This window comes from Pedococcus sp. KACC 23699 (assembly GCF_045348425.1).
Lineage (GTDB): Bacteria > Actinomycetota > Actinomycetes > Actinomycetales > Dermatophilaceae > Pedococcus.
In genome coordinates, this window is the sequence record NZ_CP157483.1 from 1,568,102 (window position 1) to 1,584,639 (window position 16,538).

Genomic DNA, 16,538 nt, shown 5'->3' on the forward strand with positions numbered 1-16,538 from the left:
CCGCGCGCAGGAGTCCTGCGCGCGGCATACCGTCTCGGATTCCAGACGTATGGCGCGGTTCAGGCGCGGGTCGCGAGGATCCCGTCCTCGTCGGCCCACAGCTGCTGGCCAGGGACGAAGTCGACGCCGCCGAACGACACGGTGACGTCCTGGTCGCCGACGCCGTCCTTGGCGCTCTTGCGCGGGTTGGAGCCCAGCGCGAGCGCACCCATGGGCAGCTCGCGGATGGCGGCGACGTCGCGGACGGCGCCGTGGATGACCACGCCGGCCCAGCCGTTCGCCACCGCAGCCGCCGCGATGAGGTCGCCCATCAGGGCCGACTCCAGGGAGCCGCCGCCGTCGACGACGAGGACCTTGCCCTCGCCAGGCTCGTTGAGGGTGGCCTTGACCAGCGCGTTGTCACGGTGGCACCGGATCGTGGCGATGGTGCCGTGGAACGCGGTGTGCCCGCCGTAGTGACGCAGCTGCACGGAGCAGGACTGGAGGTCCTCGCCGTGCTCGTCGTAGAGGTCGGCGGTGGCCGGGCTGCCCGGCGCGGCACCCTTGGCGTCGCCCATCACTCAGGCCGCCTTCACGGCGAGGACCGGACAGTCGGCGTCGAGCAGGATCCGCTGCGCGGCCGAGCCGAGCAGCAGCTTGCCGACCGGGGTGCGGTGGCGCAGGCCGATGACGATCACCGAGACCCCCTCCTGCTCCGCGACGTCGAGCAGCACCTCGGCCGCGTCACCACCCTCGTCGATCTGGCGCACCTCGAACTCGAGGTCGAGCTCGTCGAGGTCACGGCGCACCCGGTCGAGCTGCTCGTGCCCCGCGCGGCGGGCGTCGACCAGGACGTCGTCGCGGGACATGTTCACGACGAGCAGGCGCTCGCCGCGTCGGCGGGCCTCGGCGACCGACGCGGTCAGGGCCGCCTCGCCGAGGGCGTTGGGCACGAAACCCACGAGAACGGTCATGTCAGGCCTCCGAGTTGGCGCTGTACCCGGCCATGGCACTCGCGGCGGGGTCGCGTCGGTCGTTGTCGCCGGCTCCAGGGCCGCCAGGACCGCCACCGCCGCGGCGAGCGCGCAGGAGTCCGATCAGGGGCCAGGCGAGGGCGATCACGATGAGCACGTAGCAGAACCACGCGACGGGACCGCCGACCAGGCCGGAGATGTCACCGCCGGTGAGCTGCAGCGACTGGCGCCCCTTGCGCTCGACGAGCGGGCCCAGGATGACCCCCACGATGAGCGGCAGGACGGGCAGGCCGAAGCGTCGCATCGCGAAGCCGAGCAGGCCCAGCCCGAGCAGCAGCCACAGGTCGAACGCCTGGGCGTTGACGGCATACGCACCCATGCAGGCGAAGAAGAGGATGCCGGCGTAGAGGTAGGGACGCGGGATCTGCAGCAGCTTGGCCCACGCGGGAGCCAGCGGCAGGTTGAGGACCAGCAGCATCGTGTTGCCGATGAAGAGGCTGGCAATGAGGGCCCAGACCAGGGCCGGCTCCTTGGTGAGCAGCAGCGGTCCCGGCTCGATGCCCCAACCCTGCAGGGCGGCCAGCATGATCGCGGCGGTGGCGTTCGTCGGCAGGCCGAGCGCGAGCATCGGGACCAGCGTGCCTGCGGCGGAGGCGTTGTTGGCCGCCTCCGGACCGGCGACGCCCTCGATGGCGCCGTGGCCGAACTCCTCGGGGTGCTTGGTGAGCTTCTTCTCGGCGGTGTACGAGAGAAGCGTCGGGATCTCCGCGCCGCCGGCCGGCATCGCGCCGAACGGGAAGCCCAGCAGGGTGCCGCGCAACCACGGCTTCCAGGACCGTCGCCAGTCCTCGCGGCCCATCCACGGACGACCGACGGGGATGACCGACCCGGCTTTGTGGCGCAGGTGGGCGGCCACCCACAGGGCCTCGCCGACCGCGAAGATGCCGACGGCCACCACGACGATGTCGATGCCGTCCGCGAGCTGCGGCAGTCCACCAGTGAGTCGCTGCTGACCGGTGACGAAGTCGATCCCGATGACGCCGATGGTCAGACCGACCAGCAGCGCGGCGAGCCCCCGGATCCGGGAGGCGCCCAGCACGGCCGTGACTCCGACGAAGGTCAACAGGATGATCGCGAGGTACTCCGGCGCCCCCAGGCTGATCGCGAACTTCACGACCTGCGGCATGAGGAAGACGATCCCGAGCGTGCCGATGGTGCCCGCGATGAAGGAGCCGATGGCCGAGGTCGCCAGCGCCTGCGCGGCGCGGCCGGCCTTGGCCATCTTGTTGCCCTCGATGGCGGTGACGACCGACGAGGACTCACCCGGGGTGTTGAGCAGGATCGAGGTCGTCGAGCCGCCGTACATGCCCCCGTAGAAGATGCCGGCGAAGAGGATCAGGCCCTGGGTCGGCTCCATGCCGTAGGTGATCGGCAGGAGGAGCGCGACGGTCATGGCCGGCCCGATGCCGGGCAGGACACCGACGGCCGTGCCGACGGTGACACCGAGGAGGGCGATGAGGAGGTTCATCGGGGACAGGACGTCGCCGAAGCCGCCGATGAGGCTGTTGATGTTGTCCATCAGAGGATCCCCTGCAGGATGCCGGCCGGGAGGTTGACGCCGAGGCCGACCGCGAACGCGTAGAACGTGATCAGGGACAGGGCGACGCCGATGGCCAGGCCACGGATGTGGTGCCGGTTGCCGAGCGCGAAGGCCGAGCCCGCGAAGAGCAGGGCCCCGCTGATCACCCAGCCGAGGGGCTCGATGAGGACGGCGTTGAGGGCGAACGCACCGATGAGCAGACCGATGGTGCGCCAGTCGACGCTGGTCGACAGGTCGATGTCCTCGCCCTCCTCGGCCTCACCGCGGCCACCACGGGCGACGTCGACGGCGTAGAACACGGCGACGACGATGAGCAGCACCCCGAGCAGGATCGGCATGGGCTTGGGGCCGACCGGGTCGTTGCTGCTGGACACGTCGCTGATCCGGCTCGCGTCGAACAGGACGTAGGCACCGAGGAGGGCCAGGCCCGCGCACAGTCCGAACTGTGCGCGGTCCCGGATCCCCGGAACGGTCTCGGGGTGCTGCTCGGTCATGCCAGGCCCAGCTGCTTCAGGATGTCGGCCACCGAGGTGTCCTGGTCCTTGAGGAACGTGGAGAACTCGTCACCGGTCGCGAACGCGTCGGTCCAGCCCCGCTTCTCCTCCTCGGCCTTCCAGGCCTTGGAGTCGTGCATCTTGGTCAGCGCGTCGATCCAGACCTTCTTGTCCGCGTCCGAGATGCCGGGAGGGGCCACGATGCCGCGCCAGTTGGTGAAGACCAGGTCGATGCCCTTGTCCTTGAGCGTCGGCACGTCCTTGAGGACGTCGACCGGCTTCTCGCTCGTCACGGCGAGGATGCGGACGTCGCCGGCCTCGACCTGGCTGAGGAACTCACCGAAACCACTGGCGCCGAAGGCGATCTTGTTGCCCAGCAGCGCGGGCAGCAGCTCGCCACCACCGTCGTACGTCACGTAGCTGACGTCCTTGGGGTCGATGCCGACGGCCTTCGCGAGCTGCATGGGCAGCAGGTGGTCGGGGCCGCCGGGGGACGACCCACCACCCACGGCGAACTTCTTGGGGTTCGCCTTCCAGGCGGTGACGAGCTGGTTGATGTCCTTGTAGGGCGAGTCCTTCGGCACGACGATGGCACCGGCCTCCTCGATCAGCTTGGCGATCGGGGTGGTGTCGTTCAGGGTGGCCTTCGACTTCTGCGTGTAGGCCGCGCCGACGACACCGAGGCCCATCTGCATGGCGAGCTTGCCGTTGCCCTTCTCGTTCACCACGCGCTGCAGGCCGACGGTGCCACCGGCGCCCGGGAGGTTGAACACCTGCATGCTGCCGGTGATCTTGTCGTCCTCCAGGACCTTGGCCGCGCTGCGGGCGGTGGTGTCGTAGCCACCGCCGGGGGCGTTGGGGACCATGATCTGCAGTCCGGTGGCGGGCTTGGCGTCACTGCCGCTGCTGGCCGCCGTCCCCTTGTCTGCGGTGGCGCCGCAGGCGGAGACCAAAAGGGTGGAGGCCACGGCTGCCGCGGCAACCAGACCGGTGAATCGAGCGCTCATCGTTGAGGCCTCTTTCGCGTTGGGTGGGTCGAGCGAGATGATCGTGCTCGCCCGCCGACGATTCGTCGCCCTTGTGTCACCAGAGAAGGTTGAGTTCATAGTGGTCATGCGTGGACTGCGGCGGCGGACCCTCGCCGGGCAGCTGCTTCTCCTCCAGCTGGCCATCATCGGGGTGGTGCTCGTCAGTGTGGGCGCGGTGTCCCTGGCCCAGTCCCAGGCGACGTTCAACCGCGTCGAGGGGCGCCGGGTCTCGGCGCTCGCCGAGCAGCTGGCGGCGAACCCCCTCGTCCTGGCCAACCTCGGCGTCCCCGAACAGCGCACCGGCCTCGCGACCATCGCCCTCCAGACCGTCACGCAGTCAAGGGTCACCACGGTGACGATCGCTGACGAGGACGAGAAGGTGCGGGTCTCCACGAACCCGTCGCTGGAGACCAAGCCCCTGCCCCTCGGGCAGCGCTCCGTCGGGGTCGGCGCCAGCTGGTCGGGCGTCATGGAGGTCGACGGCGACCGCCAGCTCGTCAGCCAGGTGCCGGTGCTGAGCCTGGTCGAGCACCACGTCGGCGAGCACATCGGCACGGTGATGATCGCCGAGGACTTCCCCTCGATCTGGGAACGCCTGCGCGGCGCCTCGTCCTACCTCCTCACCTACCTCGGCATCGCCCTCCTCCTGGGCGTGCTCGGCTCCTGGTTGCTCGCCCGCCGCATCAAACGACAGACGCTCGGCCTCGAACCGCACGAGATCACCGGGCTCGCCGAGCACCGGGAGGCCCTGCTCTACGGCATCGCCGAGGGAGTCCTCGCCCTCGACCCCCACGACCGGATCACCCTGGTCAACGACGTGGCGCGCCGGCTGCTCGACCTGCCCGAGCACGCCGTCGGCATGAGCCTGCGCGACCTGCGCGTCGAGGGGCGCCTGCTCGACGTCCTCACCGGCACCGGGCCCGACGGCGCGCGCGACAGCGACAGCGACAGCACCGACGGCAGCGATGCCGAGGGTCCCCGGGACGAGGTCGTCATCCGGCGCGGCCGGGTGCTGGTGATGAACCGTATGCGGGTCACCCGCGACGGCCGGCACCTGGGCACCGTCACCACCCTGCGCGACCGGACCGCCCTGGCCGACCTCGAGCGCGAGCTGGGCTCGTTCCGCAGCACCACCCAGCTGCTGCGGGCGCAGACCCACGAGTTCGCCAACCAGCTGCACACCATCAGCGGCCTGATCCAGCTCGAGGAGTACGACGAGGTCGTGCGTTACGTCGACACCGTCACCGAGCGCCGTCAGTCCCTCGACCTGCTCGTCAACAGCCGGGTGCGCGACCCTGCCGTCGCCGCGCTGCTCATGGCCAAGGCGTCCCTCGCCTCGGAGCGGCGGGCCGACCTGCGCATCTCCGAGGAGACCTCCCTCGACCGGCTCGAGACCGAGGACTCCGCCGACGTCGCCACGGTGGTCGGCAACCTCGTCGACAACGCGATCGACGCCGTCAGCGGCAGTGCGTCCGCCCAGTGGGTCGAGGTCGCCATCCGCCAGGATGCCTCCAGCGTCGAGATCACGGTCACCGACTCCGGCCCCGGTGTCCGGCCCGAGGTGGCCCAGGAGGTCTTCGCCAACGGCTTCACGACCAAGGCAGCGACGTCGGGCGACCGTGGCATCGGCCTGGCCCTGACCCGGCTGGTCTGCCAGCGTCGCGGCGGTGAGGTCCGGCTCGGGACCGACGAGGGCGGCGGGGCGATGTTCGTGGCCCAGCTCGGCATCACCCCCGTCGAGGCCGTGGCGGCCGGCAGCCCCGCGCAGACCCCCTCCGAGGCGCGCCGATGATCCGTGTCCTGGTCGTCGACGACGACTTCATGGTGGCCCGCGTCCACACCGGGTTCGTCTCCCGCGTCGAGGGATTCGAGGTGGTCGGCACCTGCCACACCGGTACCGACGCGGTCGCCGCCGCAGCAGCACTGTCACCCGATCTCGTCCTGCTCGACCTCTACCTCCCCGACCAGTTCGGGCTCGACGTGCTGGCCGAGCTGCGCAGCGCCGGTCACGACTGCGACGTCATGGTGATCACCGCCGCGAAGGAGGCCGATGCCGTCCGTGGGGCCCTGCGGCAGGGCGTGGTCGACTACGTGCTCAAGCCGTTCGGATTCGAGGACCTGCGCGAGCGCCTGGAGAGGTATGCGGCGCAACGTGATGCGCTCAGCGACGCCCAGGTGCGCGGCCAGGAGGACATCGACCGCGTGCTCTCCCGCGGGGGCGGTGGCCCGGTGGCTGCGCTGCCCAAGGGGATGAGCCCGCAGACCGCGGCCCTCGTCGAGTCGGCGCTGCGCGACGCCCGGGGCAACCTGTCCGCCTCGGAGGCTGCCGAGCTCGTCGGGGTCAGCCGGGTCAGCGCCCGTCGCTACCTCGAGTACTTCTGCAGCATCGGCCAGGCCGAGGTCTCCCTGCGCTACGGGTCCGCCGGGCGACCCGAGCGCCGGTACCGCTGGGGCGGTTGAGCCCGGGTGGCGAACGCACCCGCGGCCAAGCACACGCTGGATCTGCTCACCCTCCTGGCGCGCCATACCGAACCCCTGCCTGCGGGGGCGATCGCCCGGGAGCTCGGGCTCCCGCGCTCGACGACCTACCACCTGCTCGCGGTCCTGCGCGACCACGGCTTCGTGACCCACTTGGAGGAGGAGCGCCGATACGGGCTGGGGGTCGCCGCCTTCGAGCTGGGTTCGGCCTACCAGCGCCAGGCACCGTTGCAGCGCATCGCCCGTCCCCTGCTCGGCCGGCTCGTCGACACCACGACCCACAACGCCCACCTGGCGGTGCTGCACGGGCGCGACGTCCTCTACGTCATCGAGGAACGCGCGCCCGGGCGTCCCCTGCTCGTCACCGACGTGGGCGTGCGCCTCCCCGCCTCGCTCACCGCGAGCGGCCTCGCCATGCTCGCGCAGCTGCCCCCCGCCCAGGTGCGTGCTCTGTTCCCGCACCGTGACTCGCTCGTCCAGCGCGACGGCCACGGCCCCACGTCGGTCAGCGAGCTCCGGCGCGAGCTCGCCGCCGTCCGCGCGCGCGGATATGCCGTCGAGGACGACTCCGTGAGCGCCGGCCTGTCGTCGGTGGCTCAGGCGGTCCTCGACCACACCGGTCACCCGGTCGCCGGTGTCGCGCTCACCTTCCCTCGCGCCGAGGTCGACGACGCGGAGCGTGCACGGCTGGTCGCCGCGGTCGGTCGGGTCGCGGCGACGCTGACGGCTCGCATCGGCGGGGTCCGCTGAATCCGGCTCTCCTGCTGGCACACTCACGTGACTGACGAGGGGGTGAGTTCGATGGCGGGGGACAGGCGGATGTCGGAGCGTCGTCGCGAGCGGCTGCGCCGGACCGTCGTCGTTCTCCTCACGATCGTGGCCGTCTCCGGTGCCACTGCGTATGCGGTCCGGCACGGCGACCAGACCCGGCCTGACAGCTCTCCCCGCACGGCGATGACGGTCGACGTGACCCCTGCCCCGAGATCGACCACACCGGTGGACGAGGCGGGGGCGAGCGGGTTCGCACCGGTGGTCACCGACCGGATCCCGGCTCCCACCACCAGCATCGCGCTCTCGGCCCCCGTCAGCGGTACGACGAACATGCAGCCCGCCGCCGCGGCGGCCTTCAAGGCGGCGTTCGCCGGGGCCAGGGCCGCCGGCCTGTCTCCCCAGATCAAGTCGGCCTGGCGCAGCGAGCGCTACCAGCAGGTGCTCTTCGACCGCGCGGTCACGAAGTACGGCTCGCGCGCCGAGGCCACCCGGTGGGTGCTGCCCCCGCTCGCCTCGGCGCACGTCAAGGGCTATGCCGTCGACGTCCGACCCGAGAACGTCGCCGCCTGGCTGGAGGACCACGGCGCGAGGTATGGCGTGTGCCGTGCCTACGACAACGAGTGGTGGCACTTCGAGTACCTGGCCACCGACGTCTGTCCGGCCCGCAAGCCCGACGCCGCCGGCTGAGCTCCGCACGCACCACAATGGCGGGATGAGCCAGCCCACGGAAACGTCCACCGCGACCGCCGTCGTCCTGTGCGGCGGCGCGGGCGTGCGGTTCGGTGGCGACAAGACCAGGGCATCGTTCGGCGACACCACGGTGCTGGACCACCTGCTCGACGGGCTGCCGCACGACTGGCGCGTCATCTGCGTCGGAGCCGCCCGCGCCACCCGCCGCACGGTCGCCTGGTGCCGCGAGGACCCACCCGGTGGTGGTCCCGTCGCCGGCCTCGCCGCCGCGCTCCCACACGTGGGAACGCCCACCGTCGTCGTCCTGGGCGGGGACATGCCGTATGCCGCCGGCCCGGCGCCCGCCCTCGCCGCCACCCTGGAGGCCGAACCTGAGCTCGACGCGGTGGTCGGACGCGACCCCGACGGGCGCCTGCAACCGCTGCTCGCGGCATACCGGACCGTTGCTCTGCGCGCCGCGGTTCCGGACCCAGCCGCGGGGACGCCGCTGATGCGGCTGCTCGACCCGTTGCGGTCGGTGGTGGTCGCGCTGGACGACCTGAGCGCTCTCGACGTCGACACCCCCGACGACCTCGACCGTGCCGTCACCATCGCCCGCTCTAGGCTCGAGCCATGAAGGCCATCACCCTCCCCACGCCCGGCGACGCCGACGCCCTCGTCCTCGCCGAGGTCCCCGACCCCCAGCCCGCAGCCGGTGAGGTGCGTGTCAAGGTCGCGGCCGCCGGTGTGAACCGTGCCGACGTCATGCAGCGGATGGGCCACTACGACCCGCCGCCCGGCGCGTCCGCCTACCCCGGCCTGGAGGTGAGCGGCACCGTCGACGCCCTCGGCGAGGGAGTGACCGGCTGGTCGGTGGGCGACGAGGTCTGCGCGCTGCTGTCCGGTGGTGGCTACGCGGAGCTGGTGTGCGTGCCGGCCGGGCAGCTCCTCCCCGTCCCCTCGGGGATCTCGCTGGAGGATGCCGCCGCACTGCCCGAGGTCGTCAACACGGTGTGGAGCAACGTCTTCATGACCGCCAACCTCCTCCCCGGCCAGACCGTCCTCATCCACGGTGGCTCCTCGGGCATCGGCACCATGGCCATCCAGCTGGCCCGCGAGATCGGCGCCCGGGTCATCGTCACGGCCGGCTCCGCCGCCAAGCTCGAGGCCTGCCGCGAGCTCGGCGCCGAGGTCCTCGTCAACTACCGCGAGCAGGACTTCGTCGAGGAGGTCAAGGCTGCCACCGGTGGCGCCGGGGCCGACGTCATCCTCGACAACATGGGCGCGAAGTACCTCGCCCGCAACGTCGAGGCCCTCGCCACGAACGGCCGGCTGGTCGTCATCGGGCTGCAGGGCGGCACGAAGGCCGAACTCGACCTGGGGCTCATGTTGCGCAAGCGTGCCGCGGTCATCGCCACCTCGCTGCGCGCCCGCCCCGCGGACGAGAAGGCCACCATCGTCGCCGCGGTCCGCGAGCACGTCTGGCCGCTGGTCGAGGCCGGCCGGGTCCGCCCCGTCATCCACTCCCGCCACGCCCTCGCCGATGCTGCCGCCGCGCACCGCGAGCTGGAGGAGAGCGGCCACATCGGCAAGATCCTGCTCACCCCCTGACGGCTCCGCGGAGCCTTCTCGTCGCGCCGGCCTGACAACGGCCACGGCACCTGCCACCCTTCCTCGGGTGAGCACCCTGGCCGTCGTCCTCGTCGCCCTCGTTGCGGCCATCCACGTCTACATCGTCGTGCTCGAGATGGTGCTGTGGACGACCCCGCGAGGACGGGCGGCGTTCGGGCTGACCCCGGAGTTCGCCGAGTCCACCAAGGCGCTCGCCGCCAACCAGGGGCTCTACAACGGGTTCCTCGCTGCCGGGCTGCTCTGGGGCCTGGTGGGGCCGGCCGAGCACCGCTTCGCGTTCCGGGTCTTCTTCCTCCTGTGCGTCGTCGTGGCAGGGCTCTTCGGCGCGGCCACCGCGAGCCGTCGGATCCTGCTCGTGCAAGCGCTGCCGGGTGCCGTGGCCCTCGCCGCGGTGCTGCTCGCCGGCTGAGGTCCTCGGCACCGGCTCCGCGCCGGTAGACTGGGCGCGTCCGGTGCGGTCGGCACCAGCCGCGTCTGCGGTCGTCGCCCGGAATGTTCAGGGTTCCTGTGCGCCTCGGAGGTGGGTTCGGCGCACGCCAGCCGTTGACGTGCCCCTGCACGAGCGGCCAGAGAACCAGGACGAGAACCCGTGTCGCCGATCGCCTCCTACCGCCACCTGCTCCGCCTCGCCGGACCCTTCTACGTCGTCATCGCCTTCGTCGGACGACTGCCCCTGGCCATGAGCCAGATGGGCGCCCTCCTGCTCGTGTCCGGCACGACGGGCTCGTATGCCGCGGGCGGCCTCGCCGCTGGTGCCCTCGCCGTCGCCAACGCCCTCTGCTCCCCCGTCGCCGCCGTGCTCTCCGACCGAGTCGGCCAGCGCCCCGTGGTGCTGGTCCAGTCCGTCCTCGGCGGCCTCGGCCTCCTGGCCCTCGTCGTCCTGGCCCACCGGGACGCCTCGGGTGGCGCCCTCGCCGCGACCGCCGGGCTGAGCGGTGCGTTCCTGCCCCAGATCGGGCCGCTGGCACGCGTCCGCTGGCGCCCGATCACCCGCCACAGCGGCGCCCGCCAGCCCCGCCTCGTCGAGGCGGCCTTCTCCTACGAGGGCGCGGCCGACGAGGCGACCTTCGTCCTCGGCCCCGCACTGCTCGGGCTGCTGATCCTCGTCGCCGACCCCGGTGCCGGGCTGGTGGTGGCCTCGGTGCTGCTCATGGTCTTCGGCTGCGCCTTCGCCCTGCACCCCACCGCCAAGCTGGCCCACGCCCCCCGGCGCACCGGCCAGCCGCGGGTGCGCGTCCTGTCGGTCACGCTCGTCGTCCTCATGGTCGCGCAGGGCCTGATCGGTGCCTTCTTCGGCTCGGTGCAGACCGGCACCGGCGTGCTGGCGACCTCGGTCGGCCACGCCGGGATCGCCGGGCTCGTGCACTCCGTGCTCGGCGTCGGCAGCGTGATCGCCGGACTGGCGATCGCCGGGGTGCCGGAGCGGTTCGGCTTCCCGCTGAGGATGGCCGTGGCGGCCGGCGGGCTGTTCGTGCTGTCGCTGCCGCTGCTCGCGGTGAACTCCCTGGGCGCCCTCGTGGTCGTCGTGCTCGTGCTCGGATTCGTCGTGGCGCCGTACATGATCAGCAACTTCACCATGGGTGAGCGCAGCGCCCCCGCCTCCAAGGTGGGCACGGCCATGACGCTCCTCGCGGCTGCCACCGGCCTCGGCTACGCCGTCGGCTCGGCGCTGGCCGGACGCCTCGCCGACGACCACGGGCACACCGCGGCCTTCGCCGTGACCGTGTCGGCCGCCGCCGGGGCGCTGCTCCTGTCACTGGCGAGCCAGCGGCTCCTGCGCCGCCCTGCCACCGTGCACGCGGAGCCCACCGAGGCTCCCGCGCCCTCCGCCGAGGTCGCCGGAGCCACGGCCGGCGTCGTCCACGCCTGATGCTTGACGGCCGCGCCTGATACTCGGTATACCTACTCCCACCAGCACCAATACTGGGTATGTAGGGGACACGGATCCGGGGCCACCCGGCGGGGAGCACGGGGAGGGGCGCCGGTGTCGGTTCGCCAGGGGCTGTTGGCCCTGCTCGCACAGGAGCCGATGTACGGCGCCCGGCTCCGGTCGGAGTTCGAGGCCAGGACCGGGGGGACCTGGCCGCTCAACGTCGGACAGGTCTACACGACGCTGGCGCGGCTCGAGCGTGACGGGCTCGTCGAGGCCGTCGGCGCCGACGACGACGGCCGGATCAGCTACCGCCTGACCCGGACGGGCCGCGCCGAGGTCGCCCGGTGGTGGATCTCGCCGGTGGACCGCGAGACCACGCCGCGCGACGAGCTCGTCATCAAGCTCGCCCTCGCGGTCACCGTCGACGGGGTCGACGTCAACCGCGTCGTGCAGACCCAGCGCACGGCGACCCTGAGGCACCTGCAGGACCTCACCCGCCTCAAGCAGCGGGCCACCACCCACCTCGAGTCCGACAAGGACGACGGCGGCGTCGACCTCGCCTGGCTCCTGGTCCTCGAGAACCTCATCTACGCGGGTGAGGCCGAGGTCCGCTGGCTCGACCACGTCGAGGCCCGGCTGATCCGCGAGGCGAGCCGGCCACGGCGCCAGCCACGCGCCATACCCACGACCGACGGTGAGGGGTCCGGCGCCGCCGGGGCGCCGTCGGGTCAGCACGACTCCATCTCCACCACGCTCAGGGGGGCACCGTGAACACCATCGACCGCACCACCGACCCGATCCTGCGACTGGACAACGTCACCCGCGTCCACGGCACCGACTCCACCGCCGTCCGCGCGCTGGCCGGGGTCAGCCTCGACGTGCACGCCGGCGAGCTCGTGGCCGTCATGGGGCCCAGCGGCTCCGGCAAGTCCACCCTGCTCAACCTCGCCGGAGGCCTCGACGCCGCCACCAGCGGCCAGGTGCTCATCGAGGGGCAGAGCGTCGGCACCCTCAAGGGCGACGCGCTGGCCAAGCTCCGGCGCCGACGCGTGGGGTTCGTGTTCCAGGACTTCAACCTCATCCCCTCGCTCACCGCGATCGAGAACGTCGCCCTGCCGCTCGAGCTCGACGGCCTGCGGGTCGGCAAGGCCCGGCGCCTGGCCACACACGCCCTCGAGCTGGTCGGCATCGCCGAGCTCGCCGACCGGTACCCCGACAAGATGTCCGGCGGCCAGCAGCAACGCGTCGCGATCTCCCGCGCCCTGGTCGGCGACCGACGCCTCGTCCTCGCCGACGAGCCCACCGGAGCCCTCGACTCGCACACCGGCGAGGGAGTGCTCCGCGTCCTGCGCGAGCGCTGCGACGCCGGTGCGGCCGGCCTGCTCGTGACCCACGAGGCGCGGCATGCAGCCTGGGCCGACCGGGTGGTGTTCCTGCGGGACGGGGTCGTCGTCGACAGCACCGGTTCGGCCCAGACGGCCGAGGCCCTGCTCGACCCGGCCGTCTGAGGCGACGATGACCACTCTCACCGAACCCTCGACCGAGGCCTCGGCCTCCTCCCCGCGTCCCGACTCGGGGCCCTCCGGTTCCCGGCTCGCCCGCTGGCGCGCCTCGTGGCGCGTCGCCCTGCGCATGGCGCGTCGAGACCTGCGCCGCCACAAGGGCCGTTCGATCCTCGTGTTCCTCATGGTGGCCATCCCGGTGGGTCTGTTGGCGGGCGCAGCGACGGTGGGCGCCACCGAGCAGACGGACGCGACCGATCTCATCGGGGCCCGGATGGGCACCGGACAGGCCCTCGTCCAGGGCGTCGTCGAAGGCAAGCTGTTGCAGACGCCCGACCCCAATCAGGGCGGGACCTCATACGGCTCAGACAACCCCGCAGTCGCCATCCCGGGCTACTCCACCCAGGGCACCCCGGCCGCGAACGCCGACGCCGTCGGTCGTCTCGTGGGCGGCAAGGCCGTCCCTGTCGCCGACACCGAGGTCCGGCTCGTCAAGGGTGAGCGCCGGATCCGAGTCTCCGGCCTGGTGGTCGACCCCCGTGGCATCGACCTCGGCGCCAAGGCGCGCCTCACTGGCGGGACCTGGGGTACGGACTCCACCCAGGTCGCCGTCACCCCGGCGGGGGTCGCCAAGGGCCTCCCCACGTCGGGCACCGTCACCCTGTCGGCCGGAGGCTCCGAACGCACGGCCACCGTGGTCGGCACCGCCGAGGCCCTCAGCGAATGGGGCGGCCGACCCGACTTCGTCGTGCCGACGCTGCCGCCCGGTGCCGGCGAGAACTTCGCAGGGAACGGTCAGTCCGGCTGGGTCATCCTCGACGCCGCCCCCGTGACGTGGGCGAAGGTGCAGCAGCTCAACACCTACGGCCTGACCGTGTTCAGCCGCGCCGTCCTCGAGAACCCGCCGCCGGCGAGCGAGATCCCGCAGGAGCTGCAGCAGCAGGAGAGCTTCACGAACGACACCGGTCGGATGATCGCCGTGATCGGCGGCGTGATGCTCTTCATCATCACGACCCTGCTCGTCGGCCCGGCGTTCGCGGTCAGCGCCTCACGACAACGACGTACCCTCGCCCTCGCCGCAACCAACGGCGCGGAGGTGCGCCAGCTGCGCCGCACCGTGCTCGCCCAGGCGGTGCTGCTCGGCGTCATCTCGGCGGTGGGCGGTCTGGTCATCGGTGTCGCCCTGGTGCGTGTCGGCCTCTGGTGGTGGGTCAGGACGCACCCGTCCACGAGCTTCGCCTCGGTGCCGGTAGACATCCCGTGGACCGCCTTCGCCATCCTCCTTCCCTGTGCCGTCCTCAGCGCCGTCGTGGCTGCACTCCTGCCGTCACTGCGGCTCGGTCGGCTCGACATCATCGGGGTGATGCGGGGCCAGAGCGTCTCGCCGCGGCTCAACAAGATCGCGCCCCTGATCGGCGTCCTCCTGGCCGTGGCTGGTGGGTTCGTGGTGCTCTCGACAGCGATCGCCGGGGGCAACGAGGTGCAGGTCGCCCTGGGGTCGATCGCCCTCGTGCTCGGGACACTCCTGCTCGTGCCGGCCCTGCTGGTCCTGTTCGGGCGGCTCGCCTCCCGTCTGCCGGTGGCACCTCGCATGGCGACCCGTGACGCGGCCCGTCACCGTTCGCGTTCGACGCCCACCGTTGCCGCCATCCTCGCTGGGGTGGTGGCCCTGACCGCGTTCAGCATCGGGCTCGCCAGCGACACCAAGCAGCAGATGGCGAACTACCAGCCACAGGGGTCCCCTGGCGAAGGCGTCGCCTACACCGGCGACGCCGAGGTCAGGCTGTCCACCGCCGCCGCCCTTCGGCAGGCGCCAGAGCTGGTGCAGACTCCCTACTTCACCGTCCGGCCGGCGGAGGACCCGATGTCGGGGAACGCCGAGAGCATGCAGAAGCCGCTGCCCTTCGTGTCCGCGGTGCCTGCCGGGTGCGACACAGCCAAGACGTTGCCGTCGAACGCCCCGAGCAGCTGCCAACGGCTCGGCTCCACCGCCTACGACCGGGGCCAGATCGGGGTGCTGCCCACCACTGAGATCGTCAGGCGGCTGGACCTCGACGCCACCCAGGCCAAGGTCATCGCCGACGGCGGGATCGCCGTCGCGCTCGACTCCCTGAACCGGGAACGGTCCCTCACCCTCGTGTCCGGCACGTTCACCATGGACCCGGCCACCTACGTCGCCAAGGACGTCGTCCAGAAGTCGTCCCAGGCGCTGCCCGTCATCGGCGTCCCGACGAGCCGAATGCGCGACGGAAGCATGCCGAGCCAGTCGGGCGCCCTCGTCGCCGACACCACCGCCAAGCGGCTCGGCTGGCCGATGCAGCAGGAGCTCGTCCTCTTGCGTGACCCCTCCGGGTCGATCGGCAAGGACACCCAGAAGCGGCTCGACGAACTCATCGGGGACGGTGGCGCGCTCTACGTCGAACGCGGCTTCCAGCGGTACGACGAGACGGTCATGAAGATCATGATGGGCGCCGCCGCGCTGCTCATCCTGATCGTCACCCTCATCTCCACCGCGTTGTCCATGGCAGAGCAGCAGTCCGACCAGGGGACGCTCGCAGCGGTCGGAGCAACCCGCCGCACCCGTCGTGGGTTTGCCGCCTCCCAGGCAATGGTGGTCGGCTTCATCGGCGCGGTTCTCGGGATCGCCGTGGGGCTGGTGCCCGGCATCGCCGTGTCCTACCCGCTGACCCGCAACAGCAACTACGACCCGGTCACCGGCCTCGACACCACCACGGGCCCCTACCTCGACATTCCCTGGACGCCGCTGCTTCTCGTGGTCGTGGGTGTCCCGCTGCTGGCCGGACTGCTCTCGGCCGTGGCGATCCGCACGGCGCCGATGATGAGTCGTCGGGCCGACTGAGACCGGTCCACCGTGGGTGCAGGTCGGGGGACCCCCGCACCCACGGTGGACCACACCCCGCTCTGCGGCAGGATGGGAGCCATGAGCGCACTGACCCCGAACGGTCCCGACGAGACCACGGCCGACCCCTCCGCCTCCGCTGGTGAGCAGCAGCGCGTCGTCGTGGTGACCCAGGACGGCATGGGCGTGCACCCGCACGACGGCGACGAGGACGGCCCGACCAACCCGGCCGACCTCGTCGAGCAGCCGGCCAAGGTGATGCGGATCGGCTCGATGATCAAGCAGCTGCTCGAGGAGGTGCGCAACTCCCCGCTCGACGAAGCCGGTCGGGTGCGTCTCGCCGAGATCCACCGCCGCTCGATCAAGGAGCTCGAGGACGGCCTGGCGCCGGAGCTGATCGAGGAGCTCGAGCGGATCGCGTTGCCGTTCGAGGAGGGCCACGCCCCCACGGACGCCGAGCTGCGGATCGCGCAGGCGCAGCTCGTCGGGTGGCTCGAGGGACTGTTCCACGGGATCCAGACGGCGTTGTTCGCCCAGCAGATGGCCGCTCAGCAGCAGCTCGCCCAGATGCGCCGCGCCCTGCCTCCCGGTCACCAGGACCACCCGGGCCAGGACGGTCCCGGCTTGCCCGGACTCCCCGGCGAGGGCGGCCCCACGGGCCAGTACCTGTAGCCGGCC

Annotated in this window: 17 protein-coding genes; 12 read left to right on the plus strand and 5 right to left on the minus strand. The window is 71.9% G+C overall.

Features of this window, described 5'->3' with window-relative positions:
- Window positions 1–59 precede the first annotated feature (59 nt).
- Genes rraA through ABEG17_RS07320 form a run of 5 tightly spaced genes read right to left on the minus strand, consistent with a single transcriptional unit; the run spans window position 60 to window position 4,054 of the window.
- Window positions 60–557 (minus strand): ribonuclease E activity regulator RraA, encoded by a 498-nt coding sequence (gene rraA, locus ABEG17_RS07300; protein ID WP_406832615.1) that lies wholly within the window; start codon window positions 555–557, stop codon window positions 60–62.
- 3 nt (window positions 558–560) lie between these two features.
- Window positions 561–953, minus strand: coding sequence for a universal stress protein (locus tag ABEG17_RS07305; RefSeq protein WP_406832616.1), 393 nt, complete (start codon window positions 951–953; stop codon window positions 561–563).
- 1 nt (window position 954) lies between these two features.
- Window positions 955–2,532, minus strand: a complete 1,578-nt coding sequence (locus ABEG17_RS07310) for a tripartite tricarboxylate transporter permease (RefSeq protein WP_406832617.1) — start codon at window positions 2,530–2,532, stop codon at window positions 955–957.
- Window positions 2,532–3,047: a tripartite tricarboxylate transporter TctB family protein gene (locus ABEG17_RS07315; RefSeq protein WP_406832618.1), complete on the minus strand. Its 516-nt coding sequence runs from the start codon at window positions 3,045–3,047 to the stop codon at window positions 2,532–2,534. Before ABEG17_RS07315 ends, ABEG17_RS07310 begins: the two co-directional genes overlap by 1 nt.
- A complete protein-coding gene (locus tag ABEG17_RS07320) occupies window positions 3,044–4,054 on the minus strand; it encodes a Bug family tripartite tricarboxylate transporter substrate binding protein (RefSeq protein WP_406832619.1) in 1,011 nt (336 codons plus the stop codon). Before ABEG17_RS07320 ends, ABEG17_RS07315 begins: the two co-directional genes overlap by 4 nt.
- Window positions 4,055–4,160: 106 nt before the next feature.
- On the opposite strand from ABEG17_RS07320, the gene ABEG17_RS07325 reads away from it, so the two are divergent.
- From ABEG17_RS07325 to ABEG17_RS07380, 12 genes are all read left to right on the plus strand, one after another.
- The gene (locus ABEG17_RS07325) at window positions 4,161–5,867 is read left to right on the plus strand and encodes an ATP-binding protein (protein WP_406832620.1); all 1,707 of its coding nucleotides are present in this window, start codon (window positions 4,161–4,163) and stop codon (window positions 5,865–5,867) included.
- Window positions 5,864–6,535 (plus strand): response regulator, encoded by a 672-nt coding sequence (locus ABEG17_RS07330; RefSeq protein WP_406832621.1) that lies wholly within the window; start codon window positions 5,864–5,866, stop codon window positions 6,533–6,535. Before ABEG17_RS07325 ends, ABEG17_RS07330 begins: the two co-directional genes overlap by 4 nt.
- Window positions 6,536–6,541: 6 nt before the next feature.
- Window positions 6,542–7,303, plus strand: coding sequence for an IclR family transcriptional regulator (locus ABEG17_RS07335; protein ID WP_406832622.1), 762 nt, complete (start codon window positions 6,542–6,544; stop codon window positions 7,301–7,303).
- 51 nt (window positions 7,304–7,354) lie between these two features.
- Window positions 7,355–8,011, plus strand: coding sequence for a D-alanyl-D-alanine carboxypeptidase family protein (locus ABEG17_RS07340; RefSeq protein WP_406832623.1), 657 nt, complete (start codon window positions 7,355–7,357; stop codon window positions 8,009–8,011).
- 25 nt (window positions 8,012–8,036) lie between these two features.
- Complete coding sequence (locus tag ABEG17_RS07345) at window positions 8,037–8,630, plus strand: molybdenum cofactor guanylyltransferase (protein WP_406832624.1); 594 nt, start codon at window positions 8,037–8,039, stop codon at window positions 8,628–8,630.
- Window positions 8,627–9,604, plus strand: a complete 978-nt coding sequence (locus ABEG17_RS07350; protein ID WP_406832625.1) for an NAD(P)H-quinone oxidoreductase — start codon at window positions 8,627–8,629, stop codon at window positions 9,602–9,604. Before ABEG17_RS07345 ends, ABEG17_RS07350 begins: the two co-directional genes overlap by 4 nt.
- Window positions 9,605–9,671: 67 nt before the next feature.
- A complete protein-coding gene (locus ABEG17_RS07355) occupies window positions 9,672–10,034 on the plus strand; it encodes a DUF1304 domain-containing protein (protein ID WP_406832626.1) in 363 nt (120 codons plus the stop codon).
- Window positions 10,035–10,214: 180 nt separating this feature from the next.
- Window positions 10,215–11,495, plus strand: a complete 1,281-nt coding sequence (locus ABEG17_RS07360; protein ID WP_406832627.1) for an MFS transporter — start codon at window positions 10,215–10,217, stop codon at window positions 11,493–11,495.
- Between the two features lie 114 nt (window positions 11,496–11,609).
- Window positions 11,610–12,269: a PadR family transcriptional regulator gene (locus ABEG17_RS07365; protein ID WP_406832629.1), complete on the plus strand. Its 660-nt coding sequence runs from the start codon at window positions 11,610–11,612 to the stop codon at window positions 12,267–12,269.
- Window positions 12,266–13,006: an ABC transporter ATP-binding protein gene (locus ABEG17_RS07370; protein ID WP_406832630.1), complete on the plus strand. Its 741-nt coding sequence runs from the start codon at window positions 12,266–12,268 to the stop codon at window positions 13,004–13,006. Before ABEG17_RS07365 ends, ABEG17_RS07370 begins: the two co-directional genes overlap by 4 nt.
- A 7-nt stretch (window positions 13,007–13,013) precedes the next feature.
- Window positions 13,014–15,860 (plus strand): FtsX-like permease family protein, encoded by a 2,847-nt coding sequence (locus tag ABEG17_RS07375; RefSeq protein ID WP_406832631.1) that lies wholly within the window; start codon window positions 13,014–13,016, stop codon window positions 15,858–15,860.
- Between the two features lie 81 nt (window positions 15,861–15,941).
- Window positions 15,942–16,532 (plus strand): bacterial proteasome activator family protein, encoded by a 591-nt coding sequence (locus tag ABEG17_RS07380; RefSeq protein ID WP_406832633.1) that lies wholly within the window; start codon window positions 15,942–15,944, stop codon window positions 16,530–16,532.
- Window positions 16,533–16,538 lie beyond the last annotated feature (6 nt).

Bases quoted from the DNA above. Each gene is read 5' to 3' on its own strand.
- rraA (WP_406832615.1), bottom strand. From the start codon at position 557: ATGGGCGACGCCAAGGGTGCCGCGCCGGGCAGCCCGGCCACCGCCGAC.
- ABEG17_RS07305 (WP_406832616.1), bottom strand. From the start codon at position 953: ATGACCGTTCTCGTGGGTTTCGTGCCCAACGCCCTCGGCGAGGCGGCC.
- ABEG17_RS07310 (WP_406832617.1), bottom strand. From the start codon at position 2,532: ATGGACAACATCAACAGCCTCATCGGCGGCTTCGGCGACGTCCTGTCC.
- ABEG17_RS07315 (WP_406832618.1), bottom strand. From the start codon at position 3,047: ATGACCGAGCAGCACCCCGAGACCGTTCCGGGGATCCGGGACCGCGCA.
- ABEG17_RS07320 (WP_406832619.1), bottom strand. From the start codon at position 4,054: ATGAGCGCTCGATTCACCGGTCTGGTTGCCGCGGCAGCCGTGGCCTCC.
- ABEG17_RS07325 (WP_406832620.1), top strand. From the start codon at position 4,161: ATGCGTGGACTGCGGCGGCGGACCCTCGCCGGGCAGCTGCTTCTCCTC.
- ABEG17_RS07330 (WP_406832621.1), top strand. From the start codon at position 5,864: ATGATCCGTGTCCTGGTCGTCGACGACGACTTCATGGTGGCCCGCGTC.
- ABEG17_RS07340 (WP_406832623.1), top strand. From the start codon at position 7,355: ATGGCGGGGGACAGGCGGATGTCGGAGCGTCGTCGCGAGCGGCTGCGC.
- ABEG17_RS07345 (WP_406832624.1), top strand. From the start codon at position 8,037: ATGAGCCAGCCCACGGAAACGTCCACCGCGACCGCCGTCGTCCTGTGC.
- ABEG17_RS07350 (WP_406832625.1), top strand. From the start codon at position 8,627: ATGAAGGCCATCACCCTCCCCACGCCCGGCGACGCCGACGCCCTCGTC.
- ABEG17_RS07375 (WP_406832631.1), top strand. From the start codon at position 13,014: ATGACCACTCTCACCGAACCCTCGACCGAGGCCTCGGCCTCCTCCCCG.
- ABEG17_RS07380 (WP_406832633.1), top strand. From the start codon at position 15,942: ATGAGCGCACTGACCCCGAACGGTCCCGACGAGACCACGGCCGACCCC.